Here is a 22,531-nt window from a genome sequence, read left to right as displayed (position 1 = left end):
GCCTGGGCGCCAAAACCTGAGCAGCAAGCCGTTTCGGTATTTTTGGGTGAGACGGAACATGTAGACTTTTTTGTGAATGACTTTAAGGGAAAAATCGCTGAAAGTTTAAAGATTCTGCATACAGGAATTCAGGAAATGAAATCGCGTGGGTTGCAGGTCGACAGTATTAAACCGATGGGCGCACTGTATCTCACCATCGAGCTTGATTATTTAGGCAAAACAAAACCCGACGGTTCGCAGATTGCGGATTCGTCTGACCTTGTATTTTATCTGATCAACGAAGCTGGTGTGGCGCTTGTGCCATTTTCGGCGTTCGGAAATTCACGGAATATGCCTTGGTTTAGGGCATCAGCGGGTGGTTTATCAGCTGATGAAATAAAAAAAATGTTGCCGAGACTCGAAGGTGCACTTGCAAAACTGTCTTAATTAATGAAAATTATCGCCGTAATTCCCGCGCGCTACGAAGCGAGCCGTTTTCCAGGAAAACTAATGCAGATTTTAGGAGAAAAAACGGTAATTGCTACAACATATCAGAATGTTGTAGAGACCGCTTTGTTCGATGAAGTTTTTGTGGCAACAGATTCGGAAATTATTTTTGATGAAATCATTAAAAATGGCGGAAAGGCCGTAATGACGGGGCAGCATGAAACCGGCAGCGACCGAATTGCGGAAGCAGTACAAAACATCGATTGCGACATTGTGGTAAATGTTCAGGGGGATGAACCTTTTCTGAAAACAGAACCTTTACAACAGTTGATTTCGGTTTTTAATTACGATCCTGAAGGAAAAATTTCTTTAGCTTCATTGAAAATTAAACTGAAAAATACTGATGAAATCGAGAATCCAAATAATGTAAAAGTGATTACAGATTACGAAGGTTTTGCGCTCTATTTCAGCCGTGCGGTGATTCCCTATCCAAGGGAAATTCATCCAGATGTAGAATATTTCAAGCATATCGGCGTTTATGCTTTTAGGAAAAACGCGCTCCTTAATTTTGCGAAACTTCCTATGAAACCACTGGAAATTTCAGAAAAAATAGAATGTATCCGTTATCTGGAATATGGCATGAAGATTAAAATGATTGAAACAGATTTTATAGGTGTAGGAATCGATGTTCCTGAGGATTTGGAGAAAGCAAGAGCGATTTTAGGACAGCAGGATTAAGTGCAAAAAAACGCTTAAATTCAAAAAGTATATATTTGAAAAACAAACAGACCGATTAATGAGAAAGATATTTTTAGTATTCATCATGTTGATGAGCGGAATTGTCTCCGCACAAACTGCAAAAGAAATCATAGAAAAAAATATAGAACTTTCCGGAGGTTTAACAAACTGGAAATTATTAAATTCAATCACGTTACAGGGAAGACTCACATTGGGGATTAACGACCATTACCCGATAAAAATTTTTCAGGAAAGACCCAACCTTACCAAAACAGTGATTACCATTAATAAAAAAGAAACCGCAATTGAAGGTTACGATGGTAAAAAAGGGTATGCGATGAACTACGCAACCAACAAACTTCAGGAATACCCGAATTATGTTGCAGAAAGTTTTGATACCGATTTTATTGATTGGGAAAGCAAAGGATTTGAAGCCAATTATCTGGGTAAGGAGAAAGTAGGCGAAATTGTATGCCATAAGGTTGAATTGATTAAAAACGTAAACAAAACCCTGTACTTTTTCGATTCGAAATCTTATATGTTGATAAGGGAAGTGAAAAGTGACGAATCCATAATTTACAGCGATTACAGAAAGGTTGGAAGTTTAATGATGCCATTCAGGATTGAATCTTCTTCGCCTAAAAAAGACAGCGATTATGTTATTTTGCTCAACAAGATTGAAACCAATAAAGTTCTTCCTGCAAATACTTTTAAATTTTAAATAAACAATTTAAAAATTAAATTATGAAAAAGATATTCATCATGCTGTTATCATTTGCGGCTTTTATACAGAGTTGCAGCCAACAGAAAAAAGAAGTTTCACAGGAAAAAAATATCGCCATGAAAAGCATTTACGATTATAAAGTTGAAAGTGGAGACGGCAAAGAAATAAATTTTGCTGATTTCAAAGGAAAGAAAATCCTGATTGTAAACACAGCTTCAGAATGTGGTTTTACTCCGCAATACGCAGATCTGGAAAAAATTTCTAAAGAATATGCAGATCAACTGGTTGTGGTAGGTTTTCCAGCGAATAATTTCGGCGGTCAGGAGCCGGGAACCAATGAAGAGATTGGCGCTTTCTGCCAGAAAAACTATGGAGTTACATTCCCCATTGCCGCAAAAGTTTCAGTAAAGGGAGATGATACCGCACCAATCTTCAAATACTTAACAGATAAGAATTTAAACGGTGTAAAAAATACCACCATCCTCTGGAATTTTACAAAGTTTTTGCTCGATGAAAACGGAAAACTGATCGACAGTTTTGTAAGTACTACAAAACCAACAGACGAAGCAATTACCAAATATTTTAAATAAATAAAAACCGCAACAATAATCAGTTGCGGTTTTTTTATTGTATTAACGGTATCTTTCGTGTTCTTTATTCTTAGAAAATATAGTAATAATCGGCTTGAAGAGGCTTTTGTATTTCTCGATATCAAAGAGTTGAGAATCTGTAAGTGCCTTGTAGGTAAGCCACGCGCCAAAAGGAAACAGCACCATATTCGGTAACCAGGCTGCCAGATAAGGATCCATTTTTCCGGACCACGCCATGTTTTCTACAGAGAGATTCAGCACGTAGAAAATAATAAATACCACTATGGCAATAACTACCGGAAGTCCCAGGCCGCCTTTTCTGATGATAGATCCCAAACTTGCACCGATTAAGAAGAAAATTAAACATGTTACTGAATAAGCAAAAATCCGTTGCTGGTAAATAATGATTCGTGAAAAGTAGGCATGTAAGTCCTGGATTTGTTCAACTTTATTGATGTTCAGCTGCTTTACACTTTCAATTTTATTAAAAGCCGAATAGAGTAGCTCCAGCTTCTTTTTCTGTTGCATCGTGTCGATTTTCGGCGTTGGAAGTACTGCTTTCTTCGGTTTGGTCTTATCGATATAACTTACAAAACTGTTGGTTTGATTAATCAATTCATTGCTGATATTTCCGAGGACTAAATCGTTTTCTTTTTTTGCCGCTTCAATGGTTGAATTCAGTTCTATAAAATTCTGGAACGAGTAATCATCAGTAATTTTTTCAGACTCAATTGCTTTATTGATGATGTCTGAAATATTGAAATGAGAAACCAGGGTATCAAATTTTATGGCCTGATCTGGCTGTTTCAAACGCTGTTCGTAGCTTACATTACCCAGATTATCTTCAAAAATATGACCGTTAAAAAGCACCAATTTTAAGTAATTACGGTTGTCGGCCTGCACAAATTTCCCTTTTTCAGCAACAATCGACTGCTGGTTTTCATAAGAATTAGCCATTTTATGGATAAAAACGCCTTCGAGATTCTCTCCGTTTTCGCCCGTAATTTTATCAAATTTTACGCTGTACCCTGGAATCTGCTGGATAAACTGACCGGGCGTAAAATTCAGAGCAGGTTTTGTTGCCGCAATATTATAGAGCATATTTTTAGCTTTCCGCTGAAAATCGGGGATCACATTGTTTGAAAACAGAAAAAGAAACATCGAAAATATTACGGAAACAAAAAACAGCGGAAGCATAATTCGGGTCAAAGAAATTCCTGCGGCTTTCATCGCGGCCAGTTCATACCGTTCCCCAAAATCCCCAAAGGTCATGATTGATGATAGAAGTATCGTTAAAGGCAACACAAGCTGCACAACGATGGCGGAAAGATACGAGAGTAAACGGAGAATTTCCCAGTAACTAAGCCCCTTTCCGGTAAACTGCGACAGCCGGATCCAGATGATGTTTACCACAAAAATGAAAAACAGCACACTGAAAATAAAAATAAACGGACCGAAGAAAGTTTTAATGACGTAGCCGTCGAGCTTTTTTATCATGCGTCAAATTTACCAAAAAAAAATCACAGAATTTAGGATTGATGGCTTCAAAAAAAAGCCCTCTGTTTTAAAGAGGGCTTTTGAAATTTTAAAAAAAAATTAAAGTTCAGTATAGATATAGTTTTTATAATCATTTTTATCAAAACTAAACATGTTGCTGCTCAAACTCTGGTTCACTTTATAATCGCTGATTGCAATCACCGAAACCGAATTGTCTGTAGAAAACTGCTCTAGTTTCACAATCTGTTTCTTAGCATCATTAATAAAGAGGTTTACTTCTTTAATTCCGTTTTTAGATGTCGGGATTAATTTAATCTGATCAGCTTTTACGCCGTTTACCGTCTTTTTTCCCAGATATTTTACGGTGTAGCCTTTTTTGTATTCACCAATATAATTCAGAGGTGAAAACATCTGTTCATTTCCTGTTGGCTTTGCAACGGTAATTTCCTGATCTTCTTCTGAAATGTTATAAATCTTATTTCCGTCGAAAATCTGCTCGGTACCCATAATTTTCAGTTTGTATTTGTCTTTGGCAGAGTAGAAGATTCCGGGTTCTGTCTTGGTTACGGTTTTACCTGTTCCGGTGCCGTAAACAAATTTAAAATAAACATTGTTTTTCGATTTATAATTCTGCGCAACGGCATCTAATAAACTTTTAGCTTTTGCATCGATTTTCTGGGCAGAAAAACTTGCCGCTGTAGCGAGTGTAAAAAATCCAAGAGTAATTTTTTTCAATATGCTTTTCATTCTTTTTTTTATTTTTTGGATTAAAATTTTAAAATAAAGTTAAACCATTGTTTAAAGTTTCACCCTATCTGCGCAATTCTTCCAAAAACTGTTCCAAAGAATTTAAGTCGCTAATCTGCACTTCTCTCGCCTTAGCTCCGTTGAAACCGCCTACAATCCCGCTTGCTTCAAGCTGGTCCATAATTCTTCCGGCTCTGTTATAACCAAGTTTCAGCTGCCGCTGAAGCATAGAAGTGGAACCTTGTTGGGTGGAAACAATAATTCTCGCAGCATCTTCAAAAAGTGCATCTTTTTCGTTCGGGTCGAAAGCACCAACATTGGAAGTAGATTCTTCGCTGGTATATTCCGGCAGCATAAAGGCACTTGCATAACCTTTCTGTTCACCGATAAATTCTGCAATTTTTTCGACTTCAGGCGTATCTACAAACGCGCACTGAAGACGCAGGATTTCATTTCCGTTGAAATACAGCATATCGCCCTTTCCGATGAGCTGATCTGCACCCGGAGAATCGAGAATGGTTCTGGAATCTACACTTGAAATCACCCGGAAAGCCGCTCTCGCAGGGAAGTTTGCTTTAATCATCCCCGTAATAACATTTACCGAAGGTCTTTGGGTCGCCACAATAAGGTGAATTCCTACTGCTCTCGCCAGCTGCGCAAGTCGTGCGATTGGCAGCTCCACTTCTTTCCCCGCAGTCATAATAAGATCTGCAAATTCATCTACTACCAGAACAATATATGGAAGATAACGGTGCCCGTTTTCAGGATTCAGTTTTCTTTCGGTGAATTTCTTATTGTATTCCTTTAAGTTTTTGCAGAAGGCATTTTTGAGCAAATCATAACGCTGATCCATTTCAATACAAAGGGAATTGAGCGTGTTTATCACTTTATGAGTGTCGGTGATAATAGCGTCGTCACCATCCGGTAATTTTGCCAGATAATGCCTTTCGATTTTTGAATAGAGAGAAAGTTCTACTTTTTTCGGGTCAACCATAACGAATTTGAGCTCGCTCGGGTGTTTTTTATAAAGCAGGGAAGTAAGAATAGCGTTGATACCTACAGATTTACCCTGACCGGTTGCACCAGCCATAAGTAAATGCGGCATTTTTGCTAAATCTGCCATGAAAATTTCGTTGGAAATCGTTTTCCCGAAAACTACAGGCAAATCCATATCCGTATTCTGAAATTTTTGGCTATTTATCACACTGCGCATTGACACCATTGAAGGATTTTTTCGCGGAACTTCAATCCCAATTGTACCTTTTCCCGGCATTGGCGCAATAATGCGGATTCCCAAAGCTGAAAGATTCAATGCAATGTCATCCTGAAGTTTTTTAATGGAAGCTACGCGGATTCCGGCTTCCGGAACGATTTCGTATAATGTTACGGTAGGCCCTACGGTTGCTTTAATTTCAGCGATTCCCACATTGAAGTTTTTCAGCAAACCGACAATTTTGTTCTTGTTTTCCTCTAATTCGTCCCTGTTGATCGAAATTTCTTCGTTGCCGTAATCTCTCAGCAAATCGATGGTAGGCATCTGGAATTTTGCCAATTCAAGTTTATGGTCATAAAGCCCGTGCTTGTCCACAAGTTCCTGCGATTTCTTATCAGATTCATCCAGAATATCTACTGTTTTGGCAACTTCAACTTTAAAATCAATCTCATCGGATTTTGTAGCTGAGGGAATTTCTGTTGTTGAAACTGGGCTTAAATTCAAAGAATTCCCAACACTTTCGGTAACAGTAATTTTAGATGGTTCCCCATCATCAAATGATGTTTTGTTAGGAGTTTTGATGGTTTCAAAATCATTACTGATTTCAACCTCAGGAAAACCTTTAACCGGAATTTCTGCAGGGGTGGAAACTGTTTTTATATTCTGTGTAACGTGATTTTCTGTATCATCTGCCGCAAGTTCCTCAAGCTCTTCATCCGCCTCGAAATTTTCAGAAGAGTTGGGCATCATGGCTTTTACCCTTCCAACCGTATTTTCATTTAAATCATTGAGTTTCGCTTTTACATTGGATGGATTTAAATTGAATTCAAGCACAAAATAGAGTGCAATACTTACCAAAAGCACCAGCCAAAGTCCGGCAGATCCGATGACTGATAATAGGAAATCCATAATTTGAAATCCGTAAACGCCACTCAAAACACCCTGTCCTTTGGTAATAGCGCCCATGAAAATCGGCAGCCAGCAAATAAAAAACAGGGAATGACCGATGGTTTTCCAAGGCTTGAAATAATTTTTCTTGAAAATTAACATTCCCACAACAAAAAACAGAAAAGCTACGGCAAATGCTGCAATCCCAATACTTTCAAAAATAAAAAAATTGCCCAGCCAGTCGCCAATCTTCCCGAAAATATTCGAGGATTGCACAGTTTTGTCCAGCATCGTTCCGGCCTGGCTCTGGTCGGCTTTCCAGTTCAGCAGGTAAGAAACGAAAGAAAACGTAAGAACTACAGAAAGAAGAACGAAAAGAACTCCAAAAAATATACGGGGCTTAGAAAGGGTTTTATTTGGTGCAGACGCTTTGGGCGGGGTTGTTTTTGTATTTTTTTCCATAATAAGAATGTGCGCAAATTTAATAATAAATTTAAAAGATTTTTTAGAATTGCCGTAAAATTTCAGTCAAAAAAAGCTTTCCGAAAAGGCTTTTTGAGGAAGTTTAAATTCATTGTTCAATATACTGATTTTGTTTCGGAATAATATTTGACTGTTTTAAAAACGAACGCTAATATTTGAAATCATGGATAAAAATAAGATAAAAGACTCTGAAGGCTTTAAAAATATCAAAAATACTGTTGACCAAAATCCTGCTATTGAAAATAACGGTCAGGAATCATTAACCCGGCTTAAAGATATCCGTAATCCTGAAATTACGAAGGAAAATTTGGTAAAGGATGCCGAAAATGCAATTCCGCCAACGGCCTGGGAAAATCAGCAAAAAGCTTATGATGATGCCTGGGAGAACAATAAAAATCAACAGTTAGGAGAAGAAGTTTAAAATAATAACTTCAGTTTTAATCATAAAATACACGATTATGGCGCCAGAAAATAACAAATCGGAACAGGATGCAAAACTCGAACAAATGAATTACAATCCTGAAAATGACATTTTTAATAAGCAGGAGAAAATTCCATTAGATGGAGACGGAAATCCTGTACTTAATGAAGATAATACACAGAAAAGTTTGGACGACGGACTGGATATTCCCGGAACAACTGCTGATGATGCAATGGAAAACATTGGATCAGAAGATGAAGAAAACAATTATTACAGTCTCAGCGATAATGAAGATAATCACGAGGAGACCAATGACGATGTACTTGGTTAAAGGATTACACACTCATATATATACTACCGTCTCAATGGCGGTTTTTTTTTGTATCGATTTCTTTGGATTGTATTTTCGAAATTGAATATCTTTAAAACTTTCAAACAAAGTAAAAATTACAATGACCTTTCAGCAGCAAATACAAGAGGGAATTCCCTCTGAACTTCCACAGCCAAAACCTTTTGAACCTCAAATTAACCACGCACCAAAACGCAAGGAAATTCTTAGTGAAGAAGAAGAAAAACTCGCACTGAGAAATGCTTTGCGCTACTTTGATCCGAAATTCCATGCCGAACTTTTGCCGGAGTTTCGTGATGAACTGAAAAAGTTTGGGCGAATTTATATGTACCGTTTCCGTCCGGATTATGAAATGAAAGCCAGACCGATTTCTGAATATCCCGGCAAATCTGAACAGGCAAAAGCCATTATGCTGATGATTCAGAACAACCTGGATTATGCCGTGGCCCAACATCCGCACGAACTCATAACTTATGGTGGAAACGGTGCCGTGTTCAGCAATTGGGCGCAGTATCTTCTTACGATGAAATACCTTTCGGAAATGACCGATGAGCAGACTTTGGTGATGTATTCCGGTCATCCCATGGGTCTTTTCCCGAGTCATAAAGAAGCGCCGAGAGTCGTGGTGACCAATGGAATGATGATTCCGAATTATTCAAAACCCGACGATTGGGAAAAATTCAATGCGCTTGGCGTAACCCAATACGGACAAATGACGGCAGGAAGTTATATGTATATCGGTCCCCAGGGAATTGTGCATGGTACTACCATTACGGTGTTAAATGCTTTCAGAAAAATTAATAAATCACCGAAGGGCGGACTCTTCGTTACCTCAGGTTTGGGCGGAATGTCTGGTGCACAGCCAAAAGCCGGAAATATAGCTGGGTGTATCACGGTTTGTGCCGAAGTGAATCCAAAAATTACTAATATTCGCCATGAACAGAAATGGATCGATGAAATCCATGAAAATCTTGATAACTTAGTACAGAGGGTTCGTAACGCTCAGCAAAATAAGGAAACAGTTTCTTTAGCTTACCTCGGAAACGTGGTGGAAGTTTGGGAGAAATTTTCAGAAGCGGGCTTGAAAATCGACATCGGATCCGATCAGACTTCACTGCACAATCCATGGGCCGGAGGTTATTATCCTGTAGGGCAAAGTTTTGAAGAATCCAACAAAATGATGGCAGAAAATCCTGAATTATTTAAACAAAAAGTTCAGGAAAGTTTAAGAAAACATGCGGCAGCCATTAATAAACATACTGAAAAAGGTACCTATTTCTTCGATTACGGTAATGCGTTTTTATTGGAAGCAAGCCGTGCCGGAGCTGATGTAATGGCAGAAAACCCAACCTTGGGAAGAGAATTTAAATATCCGAGCTACGTGCAGGATATTATGGGACCGATGTGTTTTGATTATGGTTTTGGACCGTTCCGTTGGGTGTGTACGAGCGGCAAACCTGGAGATTTACAGAAAACAGACGAAATTGCGTCGAAGATTTTAGAAGAGATTATGCAGAATTCTCCAGAGGAAATTCAGCAACAGATGGCAGATAATATCCAGTGGATTAAAGGTGCACAGGAAAACAGACTGGTAGTAGGTTCACAGGCACGAATTCTCTATGCCGATGCCGAAGGTCGAATGAAAATTGCGGAAGCCTTTAATAAAGCCATTAAAAAAGGAGAAATAGGAGCAGTAGTTTTGGGTCGTGACCATCACGATGTTTCCGGAACTGACTCGCCGTACCGCGAAACTTCCAATATTTATGACGGTTCCAGATTTACTGCGGATATGGCTATTCATAACGTGATTGGCGACAGTTTCCGCGGGGCTACCTGGGTGAGTATTCATAACGGTGGTGGCGTAGGTTGGGGAGAAGTAATCAACGGTGGTTTCGGAATGTTGCTCGACGGAAGCGACGATGCCGACCGAAGATTAAAATTGATGCTCTTTTGGGATGTTAACAACGGAATTTCCCGAAGAAGCTGGGCCAGGAACGAAGGCGCATTGTTCGCCATTAAAAGAGCTATGGAACTGGAGCCAGATCTCAAAGTTACGCTCCCGAACTTGGTTGATGATGAGCTTTTTTCTTAAATATATTTTGAATACACAAACGCCTGATTAGTTGGGTGTTTTTTTTTGTAATAATATCATCAATAAATTATATAGTATATTTCTATTCTAAAAATATCATATTTAGTATTATAATTTACTATTTTTACACCAACAAAAAAATATATTATTATGAAAAAATTATTTAAACTTTCAGCCTTTGTGTTTTTATTCGGTTTCTTATTTGTTTCGTGCGATGAGAGCCGGGATGATGTTGAAACACCAAAAACTATTTATGAATTAGCTTCGATGGATGCAGACCTTTCTAATTTGAAGGCAGCCATTGATAAAGCAGGATTGGCTTCTACCTTAAGAGCATCCGGAAGTTTCACGGTATTTGCACCTTCTAATGCAGCATTCACGCAATTTCTTGCTGATAATGGTTTTGCTAATCTCAATGATGTTCCCAATGCCGCATTAAAAGAAATTCTCCTAAACCATGTGCTTTCTAATAAAGTGATGGCAGCACAGGTAACTACAGGCTATGTCTCCACATTAGCCAAAGGAAATGCTTCTTCTTCTAAAAATCTCAGTATGTTTATTAATACCGCATCTGGGGTTAAAATCAATGGAATATCAACGGTAACCAAGACCGATATCACAGCAAGTAACGGAGTAATTCACAAAGTTGATAAAGTCATCGGTTTGCCAACGGTAGTAACCCATGCGCTTGCAAATCCTAATTTTTCATCGCTTGTATCCGCACTTACAAGAAACGATATGCCTGATTTTGCGGGAATTCTCAGCGGGACAACCAATTCACCTTTTACCGTTTTTGCTCCTACTAATGCTGCTTTTAGCTCTTTGCTAACCGAGCTGAACCTTCCGAACCTAGCCGCAGTACCTGCAGCAACTTTAGAGAATGTCCTTAAATATCATGTAGTTGCCGGAGCAAATGTTTTATCTACCGATATTACAAATAATATGAATGTTACGACTTTCCAGGGCGGTACTTTTAAAATTACAACCACTGGAGGAGTGAAAATTACAGATGCCAACAACAGAGTTTCAAATGTAATAGCAACAGATGTACAGTGCAGCAATGGTGTAATTCATGCCATCGACAAAGTTCTTTTACCATAGTAGTTTTATAATTTAAATGTTAATGTTTGATAAGCGTCCCTTTCCGCAGGGACGTTTATTTTGTAAATTGCAGAAATTCTCAACTCCATGAAATTTAAATTTGTCATCATTTTCCTCATCAGCACCTTGCCGTTTTTTGCACAAACAGGAAGTATCAACATTAATGTTGTTGATGATTTTTCTAAAAAACCTTTAACTTCAACCGTAACCATAATTTCGACTGGTCAGCAGTTTTCTGGTGATGGAAATGTCGTACTGGCAGATTTATCTCCGGGAAATTACAGTTTTCAGATTGCTGCAACAGGCTACCAAAACCAATCGCTTAACGACATTGCTGTAATCCCTAACCAAAACCTTACTTTTTCTGTGGGACTGCAGAGAATGGTGGTACGGGAACAGGAAATTGAAGGTTTGGTTCTGAAGGCCAAGGTCTATAAAACTTCTGCAGAAAGTCCAGTTTCCCTGCGAAATATCACGAGCGAAGAAGTGCAGAAAAATGCGGGTTCCAACAGAGATATTTCCAAAGCGATTCTTTCGCTTCCGGGAGTGGGAACGACTGCTACCTTTAGAAATGACCTTTTTATACGCGGCGGGAATTCCGGTGAAAATAAATTTTATATCGACGGAATCGAAGTTCCGGTGATCAACCATTTCCAGACCCAAGGCGCGAGCGGTGGCCCGAGAGGCTTAATTACCATTGATTTTATTAAAGATGTAGATTTTTACAGCGGTGCCTTTCCCGCCAAGAGAAACGGAACCTTATCTTCACTTTTTGAATTCAACCTCAAACAAGCGCGTAAAGATAAAATGGGATACAAAGCCATCCTGGGACTTGATGACATGCAGCTGATGATGGACGGTCCGCTGAGCAAAGACCAGTCGTGGAGCAGCTTATTCTCTATCCGTAAATCTAATCTGCAATTGCTTTTCAAAGCGATCGATTTACCGTTTTTGCCGAGTTATTATGATACGACATTTAAAGTCTCAAAGAAATTTAAAAACGGTAACGAACTGTATTTCATAGGTCTGGGAGCCATTGATGAGTTTAAATTTAATGAAAATGCTGAACCCACACTCTATAATTTGACTTTAATCGAAAGACTTCCTGTTTCGCCACAGTGGAATTATACGATGGGTGCAGGATATCGTCATTTGGCAGAAAATGGCAACTGGCTGTTTACCTGGAGCCGGAATATGCTCGACAACCAAGCTACAAAATACTACCGTAATATCGAAACTCCTGAGAATTTGCTGATCGACTATCACTCGCAGGAAAGTGAAAATAAAATACGTGCTGACCGTAATTTCAGGCTTGGCGATTTTCAGATGAGTTCGGGTGCTAATGTTAATTTTGCAACTTATTTTAATGATTCAAATTTAAAGGCGATCACTCAAAGCGGAGCCGTTGCTGACCAATATCTTTCTGAAATCAATTTGGCACAATACGGATTTTATCTTCAGAGTTCACGTAAATTTCTGGAAAGCAAATTGGAGCTTTCCGCTGGTTTCAGAATTGATGGTAGTGATTATTCGGGACTTACTTCAAATCCACTGGAGCAGTTTTCACCACGAATTTCAATGAAATACCAATTAGCTGATCAGTTTGCCCTCAATCTGAATGGCGGAATTTACTTTATGCTGCCATCTTACACGGCTTTAGGATATGCGCAGAACGGAAATTTAATTAATAAAAACAGTTTAAAATACATTAAAAACTCCCAGATTGTGGGTGGCGTGGAATTTATTGGAAACAATAATCTAAGAATTACTGCCGAAACCTATTATAAAAAATACAAAAACTATCCTTTTTCTCTTCGAAACGGGATTTCCCTGGCAAATTTAGGCGGTGATTTCGGAGTAGTCGGGGCAGAACCTCTTGACAGCAGAGGCGTTGGCGAAACGTATGGAATTGAGCTTTTAGCCCAGAAAAGAACCGTAAACGATTTCTATGGAATCGCTTCATATACTTTTGGCCACTCCAAATTCAGTGATCTTAATGGCGATTTAGAACCATCGAGTTGGGACAGCAGACATATCCTGTCATTAACTGGAGGGAAATATTTCAGCAGGAATTGGAACATCGGAGCAAGATTCCGGTTGCAGAGTGGTTTGCCGGAAACGCCTTACGATCTGGAAAAAAGTCAACTGGTTAATGTGTGGAATATTGCCAATGCACCGGTTTCAGATTATATTTTGCTGAATTCCCAACGCGGGAACCTGGTACATCAACTCGATATAAGAGCAGAGAAGAAATGGATCTTCAACAAATGGCAGATGACTTTCTACGTAGATGTTGTAAACGTTTACGGATCGAAAAACCCAAGCAGACTACCGGTGATCGCACTGGAACGTGACACAAACGGTAACGGAATTGTTACCAACCCTGGTGCACCGCAAAATGAGCAGATTTATCAGCTGAATTACGGGGAGGCAGACCGCACAACACCGCTGCCGTATTTCGGATTTATTTTTGAATTTTAAAAACCATAACATCAAGCCGGAATTATTGGGAAGAATCTTCTTTGATTTTTTCCATAACCCAATCCAGCTGGATGTCTTTTTTTGCAAGAACTTCCTGAAGCGTCGGGGTAATTTCATGATCTGGAATCACTCCTTTTTTGGTGTGGGTAAATTCAATACTTGGTTGAATCAGCATTAGACCAATTGGCAGATAGAGTTTAGAATTTGGCAGTTTTTTGGTAGAGTAGCGGCCTGCAACTGTTCCGTCGTTTGCGCCACCGGTTTCTTCGCCTACCAGAAAAGCACGTTTTTCATGCTTAAGTTTTGAAGGCAGGATGGAGGCGGCAGAAAAACTGCTCCCGTTGATCAGCACGTATATTTTCCCTTTAAAGTTATTTTCTTTTGGTTTTTTGAGCCCGAAAATCCCATTATTCCTCAGGTAAAAACGATCGGATTCTTTCTTTATCGACAGCGCCGTTCCCATCAGATAAAATGGATAACCCGCCACTGCAAATGGTTTTGTAAGCCACGAGAATTCTGAGAAATAATTGGCCTGGTACATTGCCGAAGGCGAGGTAATCTCAATATCATTGATAAACTGAAATTTTTCTGAAACCAAATAAGAATAAAGGTTGTTGATCTCCGCAAGCGAACCACCCAGGTTGTCGCGTATATCCAGGATTAAATATTTTGCAGGTGATTTTTTTAGCGTTTCGAAGCTTTCTCTGTAAAACTTCCGCGAATAGGTTCCCGAGAAAGTTTTGATTTTCATGTAAGCGACAGTGCTGTCTTTAACAGGAAACTGCAGGTCGCGGTTGAAACTTTTGGTAATTACATTATAATCTTTGGTTTTTCCTTTTTCGCTTTTCGTAATCTTTTTGTTGGCGTTTTCTACTTTTTTCTTTTCAGTTTTGGTGATTTTTTCTCTTTTAAGGTAGAATGTTTTAATTTCGTTTCTGTATTGGGCTTCAATTTTCACACTGTCGAGAATTCCATGGTCTGCGGTGAAATAAGAGGGCCATCTTCTGGCAAGAATATATTTCTGGAAAGTCTGGTTTTCACCATCACTGTTCACGAATGGGCGATAACTTTCCAAGAGATCCTTTACCGGAATATCTTTTATTTTCAGAATTTCTGTACCCACATTCATATTGGGGATTTTTTCGGCATTGTCTTTTACAAATATTCTGTTGCCATCGAGCACGAAATTATAACGGCTGAGTAACCCTTTTTGCTTTTCCAGATTTTTAATTTCTTTTCGCGTTAACCGTTTTTCCAGCGGAACCAATCGAAGATGACCTTCCTTGATCTGTGCAATAACCGGCGCCAGTTTGCGGTAAAACTCATTAGGTTTCAACGGTTGGCGAATACTGTTTTTTAAACTGTCGAATTTGTAATCCAGAGAGTCTTTAGAAATATACCAATACAGATTTGGATGAAGTTTCTGCAATTTCTTATAGCTGAAATCAACATCCTGTTTCAGTTTTTCTGGCGCAATAAGGATTTCATGTTTTGCATTATGCTTTTTTACAGAAACACAGGAGGTGAGCAGCGCCAGTAAAAAAAGCTGTAGGGTAGTCTTCAAATTGAAAAATTTTGATAAAAATATATCTTTTAATTCAAATTTAATAATATTAAAAAACAAAAAAAACTCCTCAGATAGAATGAGGAGTTAACGTTGAATTTTTAAAATTTTTAACCTAAAACCGTGACAGAATTTTGCAGCAATCCGAAGATTGCATCTTTTCCGTTGTCGGGTTTTACATTCACCGCTCGCGTTCCGTTGAAGTGCAGACAAGTTATATAACCCAGTTGTACAGCATCCAGACAGGTAAATTTCACACAGTAATCCAAAGCTAAACCGACGATTTCAAGCAACTGTATGTCGTGATATTTTAAAAAATCGTCCAAACCGGTTTTTACAAAATGATTATTGTCCTGAAATCCGCTGTAACTGTCGACTTCGGGATTTTTACCTTTCTGAACGATGTGGGTTACTTTATCTCGGTTCAGATCTTTATGGAAGTCAGCACCGAATGTGCCCTGAACGCAATGGTCTGGCCACATAAACTGTGGAATTCCGTTAAGAATGATGGTTTCGCCAACTTTCTTTCCGTTGTTTGAAGCAAAACTTTTGTGGTTCGCAGGATGCCAGTCCTGGGTAAGGACGATTTGGTCGTATTCATTTTCTTCCATCAGCAGATTGATGTAAGGAATAATTTCGTTTGCTCCTGGCACCGCAAGAGAGCCGCCTTCGCAAAAATCGTTCTGCACATCCACTATAATGAGGGCTTTTTTCATATTTTTCGGATTTATTTTATAATAACTTTAGTAATTACGGGAAACAAAATTCAGATTTTAAAGCGTAAATTTACGAAAGTGTTTTCGCAAAATTTCAGCCAAAACCATTCAGCAGACAAATCGTCTAAATTTAAGTTTTGAAATATAGAAAATCTGCCAAAAAAAATATATAAGAATGAATATCCTCCTGCAAACCAGTTCAAAATCAAAGAATGAGAAAATCGCTTAACAGTCGGCAGAATTTAGAAGAAATAAAGTCCCGGATTTTAAGGATTGAGGAATATTCAGAACGGAAATGGGGAAAGATGAATGCGGCACAGATGTTACGTCACTGCGACCGGATTCTGCAGGTAGGCTTTGGGAAAATAGTGCTGCCGAAGATTAACCCTTTTATAAAATCGATCGGAATTTTAACCAAAATTGAGATGAATATTTTCAATAACGGTATTCCACCGAATATGCCAACTTTTAAAGAAGTTATTATAAAAGAAAATTGTAATTTTGAAAAGTCCCGTGAGGAATTATTAGCTTCTATTGATCAGTTTGCGGAAAAATCAGCAAAAAACAATTTACTTTCGGAGCATGCGCTTTTTGGGAAGATGACAAAAGAAGATTGGGGATTTATGGAATATAAACACCTGGATCATCACTTAAAACAGTTTGGAGTATGAGTATTTTTAATAAAATTTTTGGAAGTTCCGATACAGAAAAGCCGTCACCGGAGTTCTGGAATTATATAAATTCTGAAGCAGATCTAGAAAAAGCATTGGAAGAGTCGCACGAAAAAAAAGTGGCAATTTTTAAGCATTCTACAAGATGTTTCATCAGTAAGACAGTGCTAAATAATTTTGAAAAAGAAGTGGGAGAATCTGGTAAAGAGGCGTCTTATTATTTTCTGGATTTATTGGCACACCGCAGTATTTCTAATAAAATTGCCGATGATTTGGATGTTGAACATCAAAGTCCGCAGCTTATCGTTGTGGAAAACGGTAAAGCCGTGAAGAACGCCTCCCATCACAGTATTTCTGTGTCTTTAATTTAATTCTGATTATTTCGATGGAAAATATAGAATCCTACCTGTCTGAAATTTTGGAGATTCCAAAAGAAGCGGTTACGCAGTGCAGCAATTTTTATGGCAGCACAAAAGTGTTAAAAAACCAATTTCTTCTGAAGGCCGGTGAAGTGTGCAACGGAACTTATTTTGTAGAAAAAGGCTTGCTGAGGATGTATTCTATCGATAAAAACGGCAAGGAACATATCATTCAGTTTGCGCCCGAAAAATGGTTGATTTCCGACAGAAGTTCGCTTTATTTCAATGAAAAATCAAATTATTACATTGAAGCGGTGGAAGAATCTGAAATTCTGGTGCTGACGAAAGATTTTTTTGCGAATATTAATCTTGAATTTCCCAACACTGTCGAAAATAATGATTTGCTTTTACAGAAACACATCCGGAATCTTCAAAACCGCGTAAACTCGCTGCTGAGCGATACCGCGGAAGAAAGATATATGAGTTTCATCAAAATGTATCCGGATATTCTGCTTCGTGTTCCGCAGTGGATGGTAGCTTCTTATCTTGGCATCACGCCGGAAAGTTTAAGCCGGGTAAGAAAAGAGCTCGCGAGAAAGAATTTTCAGACTTCATAAAAAAAAGGAACTCGTTTGAGTTCCTTTTCAGTTATATGTAAATTATTTACCGAGATAAGATTTCAGAATCTTGCTTCTGGTATTGTGTTTCAGTCTTTTAATGGCTTTTTCTTTAATCTGACGCACTCGCTCTCTTGTAAGATCGAAAGTTTCCCCGATTTCTTCTAAAGTCATTGGATGTTTCCCGTTCAAACCGAAATATAAACGAACCAAATCTGCTTCACGAGGCGTTAAAGTTTGCAACGCTCTTTCGATTTCGATCTGTAGAGATTCCAGCATCAAATCTTTATCCGGACTTGGCGATTCACCGGAACGTAAAACATCATATAAGTTCGAATCTTCACCTTCAACCAATGGCGCATCCATTGACAAATGTCTTCCGGAGTTTTTCATTGATTCTTTGATGTCGTCTTCGCTCATGTCCAAAACTTCCGCCAATTCTTCTGGAGAAGGTGGTCTTTCGTTTTCTTGCTCCAGGTGTGCGTAAGCTTTGTTGATTTTATTGATGGAACCAATTTTATTTAAAGGCAATCTTACAATTCTCGACTGTTCTGCCAAAGCCTGAAGAATCGATTGGCGAATCCACCAAACTGCGTAGGAAATAAATTTAAAACCTCTGGTTTCATCATATCTTTTAGCAGCTTTCATCAAACCAAGATTCCCTTCGTTGATTAAATCGGGTAGGGAAAGTCCCTGGTTTTGGTATTGTTTCGAAACAGAAACCACGAAACGTAAGTTTGCTTTAATTAGTTTTTCAAGGGCAACTCTGTCGCCGGCACGAATTTTCTGTGCCAAATCCACCTCTTCGTCGGCAGTAATCAGATCCACTTTACCAATTTCCTGTAGATACTTGTCAAGCGATGCAGTTTCTCTGTTGGTAACCTGCTTTGTAATTTTTAATTGTCTCATGTATAAAAACCCGTCCACTTTTGGACTGCATTAGATTATACGACACGAGAGCGCAAAAGGTTACAAAATTGTTGAAAAAATAGTTTCTAAGATGTTTTATTGGTGGTATTTGACGATTTTTAGGTCCAAAAACAAAGAATTCCGCAGGATCAGGAAATTATTTTCTCTTGTTACGCATGGCTTTTACCTTGGTTACAGCATCATCATTCACTAAGTTTTTGTAATCTTCACCTTCCATAGGAAAAATTGCCACTTTTCCTTCACTGTTGTGGTGAATCCCGAAACCGTATCTTTTTGCCAGTGCAGAAGACCGGAAACAAGCCTGACCTTTTGAAAAAAAATCTCTTCGCGCATCGGCTCTGTCTTTTAAGGAAATATCATTTTTCTGTGCGTAACATTCGAACATTACATCATCGGAAGTGAATTTATAAGGATGTTCCGTAATCATTTCAAACTGAATATTCGCTAAAGTTCTGTTGCGCTTTACAGGTGGAATTTCAGCTTTGGAAACCGGAATATCTTCCGATGTTTCGATAAATGTATTTTTATAGTTCGTGGTATGCAGTTTCATATTATTAAATCTTAAGAGGGTTAAATGTATAAAAAAAACTCATTCTGTAGGTAGCAGAATGAGTTCAAATAAATTAATTTGAGCGTCAATTATTTAATAATTAATTTATTAGATTGAATTTTTCCGTCGGAAATATACTGCAGAAGATAGATTCCACTTTTTGCTTTGACAGAAATAGTGTTTTTACCCTTTATTACAATTCCAGAATAAATTGCTCTTCCGGACATATCATTTATTACGATATTTCCTTCCTTAGCCGCATCGAAAGTGAATGTTCCGTTGCTTGGATTAGGATAGATGCTGCTTTTTAGCAGATTTGAATCATTTGTAGACATCGGCTGCGCACATAAATATGGAGTGTAATTTACGGTCCCTTTTGTAGAATCGTCTACACTGTGGAAAATTACACTTTCAACCATGGCATCATCAGATAATTCGTTTTCTCGCCAGCAGTTATTGGTTGCACTGAGGGGATGTGGAGTATTGTTGTAGAGTGCATAGATCTGGCCACCGTTTCCATTATTATAGAAAACATTTTCGCCGATACTTCCTAAGCTTCCGCCGCCAAAATCAGCCTGAGCGGTCCCAATCACTGTAATTCCCCAAAGACTTCCCCGGATCTGATTTTTTTCTACTTTAATAGCCATTACCTGGCTTCCGCTTCCTGAAAGAGATATTCCGCTTCCTCCGTTTGCCGGAACCGGCTCTGTATTATTGTCTGTTAAAATGTTATTTGAAATTGAACCCGAAGAATTATTTCCTGCGACAGTAATTCCGTAACGGTTGTCTTTAATAGTATTGCCTTCAATCTGCGGATGATTTTCGACACCTAATAGAGTTGAAACAGAAACTCCGCCAACTTTGGTTAAAGTTCGGTCGCCGATAATGGTGTTGTTAAGGATTTTGGTAATTCCGCTACCACTGGGACCCATATTAATTTGTGGACGGTTAGAGTTCAGTTTGGTGTTGGCGTATAAATAGTTTCCTGTAAATTCTAAGGCAACAGATTGGTTGGCACCTGAAGCTACTGCAGGAAGATCATTCTCAATGAACTGGGAATTTCTAACAATCGGGTTTCCGGTGGAAAAATTAAGGGATGCTCCCGTAACAAGGCCGGATTTAAAATACCTAACAATAGAGTTTTCCATTAAAAAATTTCCGGTTAAAGCCTGTATTCCGCCGCCATATTCAAAAGTGGTATTTTTAATGGTTACGGCAGCGGTAGATTCTAATCTGATGCCTTTGAAAACAACAGCGGGATCGGTCGCGGTAACTAAAATATTCCCTGCGTTGGTGTTATAAATCCCGGCAATTGTAAGTTGTTTGCCACCATCAATTTTTAGGGTGGTGTCTTCATTCATCAAAAGAGTGTCGCCGTTTGAAATGGTGATATCGGCTGTCATTTGATAAAAAGTACCGTTATTTACAAGAACTGCAGGCGCGGCGGCAGAAAGAGAAGCTAAATTGTACGTAATCCCAGTTCCTGGACTCACAAACTGAGAAAAAGCAAAAGTCGAAGACAGCGTTAAAAATAAAAAGAAGAGTTTTTTCATTATAAATAATTTTTATTCAAATTTAGAAATATTATGCTGAAAATAGTAGAATTTAGTTATCAAAAATTTATTTTTGAATAAATATATAGTATTATGACATTTTCACCTATTATTATAGGAACCATGCGTTGGGGAATTTGGGGCGCAAATCATTCAGTTAAAAATGTGCAGCATTTAATTGAAATTTCGCTTGAAGAAGATCTCTTTACTTTCGACCATGCAGATATTTATGGAAACTATACCACAGAAAAACTTTTTGGTGACGCATTCTCAGCGATGAAAATTAATAGGGAAGAAGTACAGTTCATTTCCAAATGTGGAATCGAAATGCCCTGTGAAAACCGAAATTTCAACATAAAATCATACAACTATTCTAAAAATCATATTGTAGATTCTGTTAATCAAAGTCTTAAGAATTTAAAGACCGACTATCTTGATCTTCTGCTTCTGCACCGTCCGTCACCATTAATGAATCCTGAAGAAATTGCTGAAACCTTTGATCTGCTGCGCGACCAGAAAAAGGTGCGGCATTTCGGTGTTTCTAATTTTTCAGTTTCGCAATTTGAGCTTATTAATGATGCTTTTCCTATCATTACGAACCAGATGGAGATTTCGCTAAATAATACCGATGCATTTTATAACGGAACACTGGATCAGATGCTTCTTAAAAAGCTACGTCCTATGGCCTGGTCGGTAATGGGGAACTATTTTACGCAGCCTTCGGCACAGAATACGAGGATAAAGACAGTTCTGGATGAACTCTGTATAAAATATGGCGCGAAAGAAAGTCAGATTCTGTTAGCTTTTTTACTACTACATCCTGCCAGAATACTTCCGATAATTGGTACTTCAAAAGCACAGACAATCAAAGATTTAAAGAAATCGATGGACTTAAAATTGGAACGGGAAGATTGGTTCAGACTTTTACAGGCTTCTGAGGGGAAAGAGGTTGATTAAAAGATTATTAAAAAAATTGTTTAATTCAATTTAATTTGTAACTTGCACCCGTTTTTATATCCGAAATCAATCTTTGTTCATCAATTGTTGAGTTTCTTTTATAATTTCAACAAAGTATTAATTTTTTTAATTTTTTTTATGATGAACATTTTTGTTTCAAACATCAATTACTCTACAAGAGAAGAGTCATTGCAGGACCTTTTTTCAGAATTTGGCGAAGTATCTTCCGCTAAAATTATTACAGACAGAGAAACCGGTAGATCCAGAGGATTCGGTTTCGTAGAAATGGGCGACGAAGACGGTAAGAACGCGATCGATGCTTTAAACGGAAAAGAATTGGACGGCAAAGAACTTAACGTTTCTGAGGCTAAGCCAAGAGAAGACAAACCAAGAAGAAGTTTCGACAATAACCGTGGAGGCGGTTACGGTGGAGGAAACCGTGGCGGTGGTTACGGTGGAGGAAATCGTGGCGGTTCAAACTGGTAAGATTTGTATTCAAAATAGTAAAGCGGCTTTTTTTTGCCGCTTTTTTTATTGAAGTGTTTTAAATTTTAGAATTTAGTTCCTGCGGATGAAGAGATATGCATCACTGAAGTAAATATTTTCTCTCCCAAAATTTTCACGGATGAGATTGTCGAAAATGATTTTGATATGATATTTTCCCAAATCATGCTCCAGTGTTATATCTGGAACAGAAAGACGCCCGGTTCTGTTGCTGTACTTTGCCATCAATGCTTTTATTTCCCTACTTGCATCCCAGTTTTCACTGTTGTTTACGGTAATAACTAAAAGTTTTTCTTTTTGCTGGCTGCGTATCGTAAAAACATCCTGCCCAACAGTTAAACCTTCAGTATCCCGAAAATT

At 38.3% G+C, this 22,531-nt stretch carries 22 protein-coding genes and 1 pseudogene; 14 read left to right on the top strand and 9 right to left on the bottom strand.

The features are described 5' to 3' along the window. From V5N63_RS00540 to V5N63_RS00525, 4 genes are all read left to right on the top strand, one after another. Positions 1 to 426: aminotransferase class I/II-fold pyridoxal phosphate-dependent enzyme (locus V5N63_RS00540; RefSeq protein ID WP_332032061.1), on the top strand; the 426-nt coding region annotated here is incomplete at its 5' end. A gap of 3 nt (positions 427 to 429) precedes the next feature. Beyond that, positions 430 to 1,164 carry a 3-deoxy-manno-octulosonate cytidylyltransferase gene (gene kdsB / locus V5N63_RS00535; protein ID WP_332032059.1) on the top strand — a complete coding sequence of 245 codons (735 nt, stop codon included), beginning with the start codon at positions 430 to 432 and terminating at the stop codon, positions 1,162 to 1,164. Between the two features lie 58 nt (positions 1,165 to 1,222). Then, positions 1,223 to 1,885, top strand: a complete 663-nt coding sequence (locus V5N63_RS00530; protein WP_332032057.1) for a histidine kinase — start codon at positions 1,223 to 1,225, stop codon at positions 1,883 to 1,885. A gap of 23 nt (positions 1,886 to 1,908) precedes the next feature. Then, positions 1,909 to 2,478, top strand: coding sequence for a glutathione peroxidase (locus V5N63_RS00525; RefSeq protein WP_088469238.1), 570 nt, complete (start codon positions 1,909 to 1,911; stop codon positions 2,476 to 2,478). 42 nt (positions 2,479 to 2,520) lie between these two features. Here V5N63_RS00525 and V5N63_RS00520 read toward each other — a convergent pair whose 3' ends face one another. From V5N63_RS00520 to V5N63_RS00510, 3 genes are all read right to left on the bottom strand, one after another. Continuing rightward, complete coding sequence (locus tag V5N63_RS00520) at positions 2,521 to 3,975, bottom strand: LptF/LptG family permease (protein ID WP_332032054.1); 1,455 nt, start codon at positions 3,973 to 3,975, stop codon at positions 2,521 to 2,523. Between the two features lie 99 nt (positions 3,976 to 4,074). Next, positions 4,075 to 4,722 carry a LolA family protein gene (locus V5N63_RS00515; protein ID WP_332032052.1) on the bottom strand — a complete coding sequence of 216 codons (648 nt, stop codon included), beginning with the start codon at positions 4,720 to 4,722 and terminating at the stop codon, positions 4,075 to 4,077. 64 nt (positions 4,723 to 4,786) lie between these two features. Beyond that, on the bottom strand, positions 4,787 to 7,285 hold the full coding sequence (locus V5N63_RS00510) for an FtsK/SpoIIIE family DNA translocase (RefSeq protein WP_332032050.1): 2,499 nt from the start codon (positions 7,283 to 7,285) through the stop codon (positions 4,787 to 4,789). Between the two features lie 184 nt (positions 7,286 to 7,469). On the opposite strand from V5N63_RS00510, the gene V5N63_RS00505 reads away from it, so the two are divergent. From V5N63_RS00505 to V5N63_RS00485, 5 genes are all read left to right on the top strand, one after another. Beyond that, the gene (locus tag V5N63_RS00505) at positions 7,470 to 7,727 is read left to right on the top strand and encodes a hypothetical protein (protein ID WP_332032048.1); all 258 of its coding nucleotides are present in this window, start codon (positions 7,470 to 7,472) and stop codon (positions 7,725 to 7,727) included. A gap of 37 nt (positions 7,728 to 7,764) precedes the next feature. Beyond that, the gene (locus V5N63_RS00500) at positions 7,765 to 8,058 is read left to right on the top strand and encodes a hypothetical protein (RefSeq protein WP_088469233.1); all 294 of its coding nucleotides are present in this window, start codon (positions 7,765 to 7,767) and stop codon (positions 8,056 to 8,058) included. Between the two features lie 121 nt (positions 8,059 to 8,179). After that, positions 8,180 to 10,168, top strand: coding sequence for a urocanate hydratase (locus V5N63_RS00495; protein ID WP_332032046.1), 1,989 nt, complete (start codon positions 8,180 to 8,182; stop codon positions 10,166 to 10,168). A gap of 150 nt (positions 10,169 to 10,318) precedes the next feature. Further along, complete coding sequence (locus V5N63_RS00490) at positions 10,319 to 11,269, top strand: fasciclin domain-containing protein (protein ID WP_332032044.1); 951 nt, start codon at positions 10,319 to 10,321, stop codon at positions 11,267 to 11,269. A gap of 87 nt (positions 11,270 to 11,356) precedes the next feature. Beyond that, complete coding sequence (locus V5N63_RS00485; protein WP_332032042.1) at positions 11,357 to 13,750, top strand: TonB-dependent receptor; 2,394 nt, start codon at positions 11,357 to 11,359, stop codon at positions 13,748 to 13,750. A gap of 22 nt (positions 13,751 to 13,772) precedes the next feature. On the opposite strand, the gene V5N63_RS00480 is transcribed toward V5N63_RS00485, so the two are convergent. Together V5N63_RS00480 and pncA are read right to left on the bottom strand one after the other, a co-directional pair. Next, a complete protein-coding gene (locus V5N63_RS00480) occupies positions 13,773 to 15,314 on the bottom strand; it encodes a S41 family peptidase (RefSeq protein ID WP_332032040.1) in 1,542 nt (513 codons plus the stop codon). Positions 15,315 to 15,424: 110 nt separating this feature from the next. Then, complete coding sequence (gene pncA, locus V5N63_RS00475) at positions 15,425 to 16,030, bottom strand: bifunctional nicotinamidase/pyrazinamidase (protein ID WP_332032038.1); 606 nt, start codon at positions 16,028 to 16,030, stop codon at positions 15,425 to 15,427. Positions 16,031 to 16,242: 212 nt separating this feature from the next. Here pncA and V5N63_RS00470 point away from each other — a divergent pair, with 212 nt between their 5' ends. Genes V5N63_RS00470 through V5N63_RS00460 form a run of 3 tightly spaced genes read left to right on the top strand, consistent with a single transcriptional unit; the run spans position 16,243 to position 17,677 of the window. Continuing rightward, a complete protein-coding gene (locus V5N63_RS00470; RefSeq protein ID WP_332032036.1) occupies positions 16,243 to 16,701 on the top strand; it encodes a DUF1569 domain-containing protein in 459 nt (152 codons plus the stop codon). Beyond that, a complete protein-coding gene (ytxJ, locus tag V5N63_RS00465) occupies positions 16,698 to 17,072 on the top strand; it encodes a bacillithiol system redox-active protein YtxJ (protein ID WP_332032034.1) in 375 nt (124 codons plus the stop codon). The genes V5N63_RS00470 and ytxJ overlap by 4 nt, the downstream gene beginning before the upstream one ends. A 14-nt stretch (positions 17,073 to 17,086) precedes the next feature. Beyond that, a complete protein-coding gene (locus V5N63_RS00460; protein WP_265144393.1) occupies positions 17,087 to 17,677 on the top strand; it encodes a Crp/Fnr family transcriptional regulator in 591 nt (196 codons plus the stop codon). Positions 17,678 to 17,719: 42 nt separating this feature from the next. On the opposite strand, the gene V5N63_RS00455 is transcribed toward V5N63_RS00460, so the two are convergent. From V5N63_RS00455 to V5N63_RS00445, 3 genes are all read right to left on the bottom strand, one after another. Further along, positions 17,720 to 18,586, bottom strand: coding sequence for a sigma-70 family RNA polymerase sigma factor (locus tag V5N63_RS00455; RefSeq protein ID WP_039354162.1), 867 nt, complete (start codon positions 18,584 to 18,586; stop codon positions 17,720 to 17,722). Between the two features lie 157 nt (positions 18,587 to 18,743). Then, a complete protein-coding gene (locus V5N63_RS00450) occupies positions 18,744 to 19,157 on the bottom strand; it encodes a DUF6157 family protein (protein ID WP_265144394.1) in 414 nt (137 codons plus the stop codon). A gap of 89 nt (positions 19,158 to 19,246) precedes the next feature. After that, a complete protein-coding gene (locus V5N63_RS00445; protein WP_332032030.1) occupies positions 19,247 to 20,710 on the bottom strand; it encodes a T9SS type A sorting domain-containing protein in 1,464 nt (487 codons plus the stop codon). A 93-nt stretch (positions 20,711 to 20,803) separates the two neighbouring features. On the opposite strand from V5N63_RS00445, the gene V5N63_RS00440 reads away from it, so the two are divergent. Together V5N63_RS00440 and V5N63_RS00435 are read left to right on the top strand one after the other, a co-directional pair. Beyond that, the gene (locus V5N63_RS00440) at positions 20,804 to 21,667 is read left to right on the top strand and encodes an aldo/keto reductase (protein WP_332032027.1); all 864 of its coding nucleotides are present in this window, start codon (positions 20,804 to 20,806) and stop codon (positions 21,665 to 21,667) included. A gap of 141 nt (positions 21,668 to 21,808) precedes the next feature. Then, positions 21,809 to 22,153 carry an RNA recognition motif domain-containing protein gene (locus V5N63_RS00435; protein WP_332032109.1) on the top strand — a complete coding sequence of 115 codons (345 nt, stop codon included), beginning with the start codon at positions 21,809 to 21,811 and terminating at the stop codon, positions 22,151 to 22,153. Positions 22,154 to 22,225: 72 nt separating this feature from the next. Here V5N63_RS00435 and V5N63_RS00430 read toward each other — a convergent pair. After that, positions 22,226 to 22,531: pseudogene (locus V5N63_RS00430) on the bottom strand (hypothetical protein); the annotation flags it as partial.

Source organism: Kaistella sp., from assembly GCF_032060305.1.
Lineage (GTDB): Bacteria > Bacteroidota > Bacteroidia > Flavobacteriales > Weeksellaceae > Kaistella > Kaistella yananensis.
This window is presented reverse-complemented; position numbering and strand designations above follow the sequence as displayed.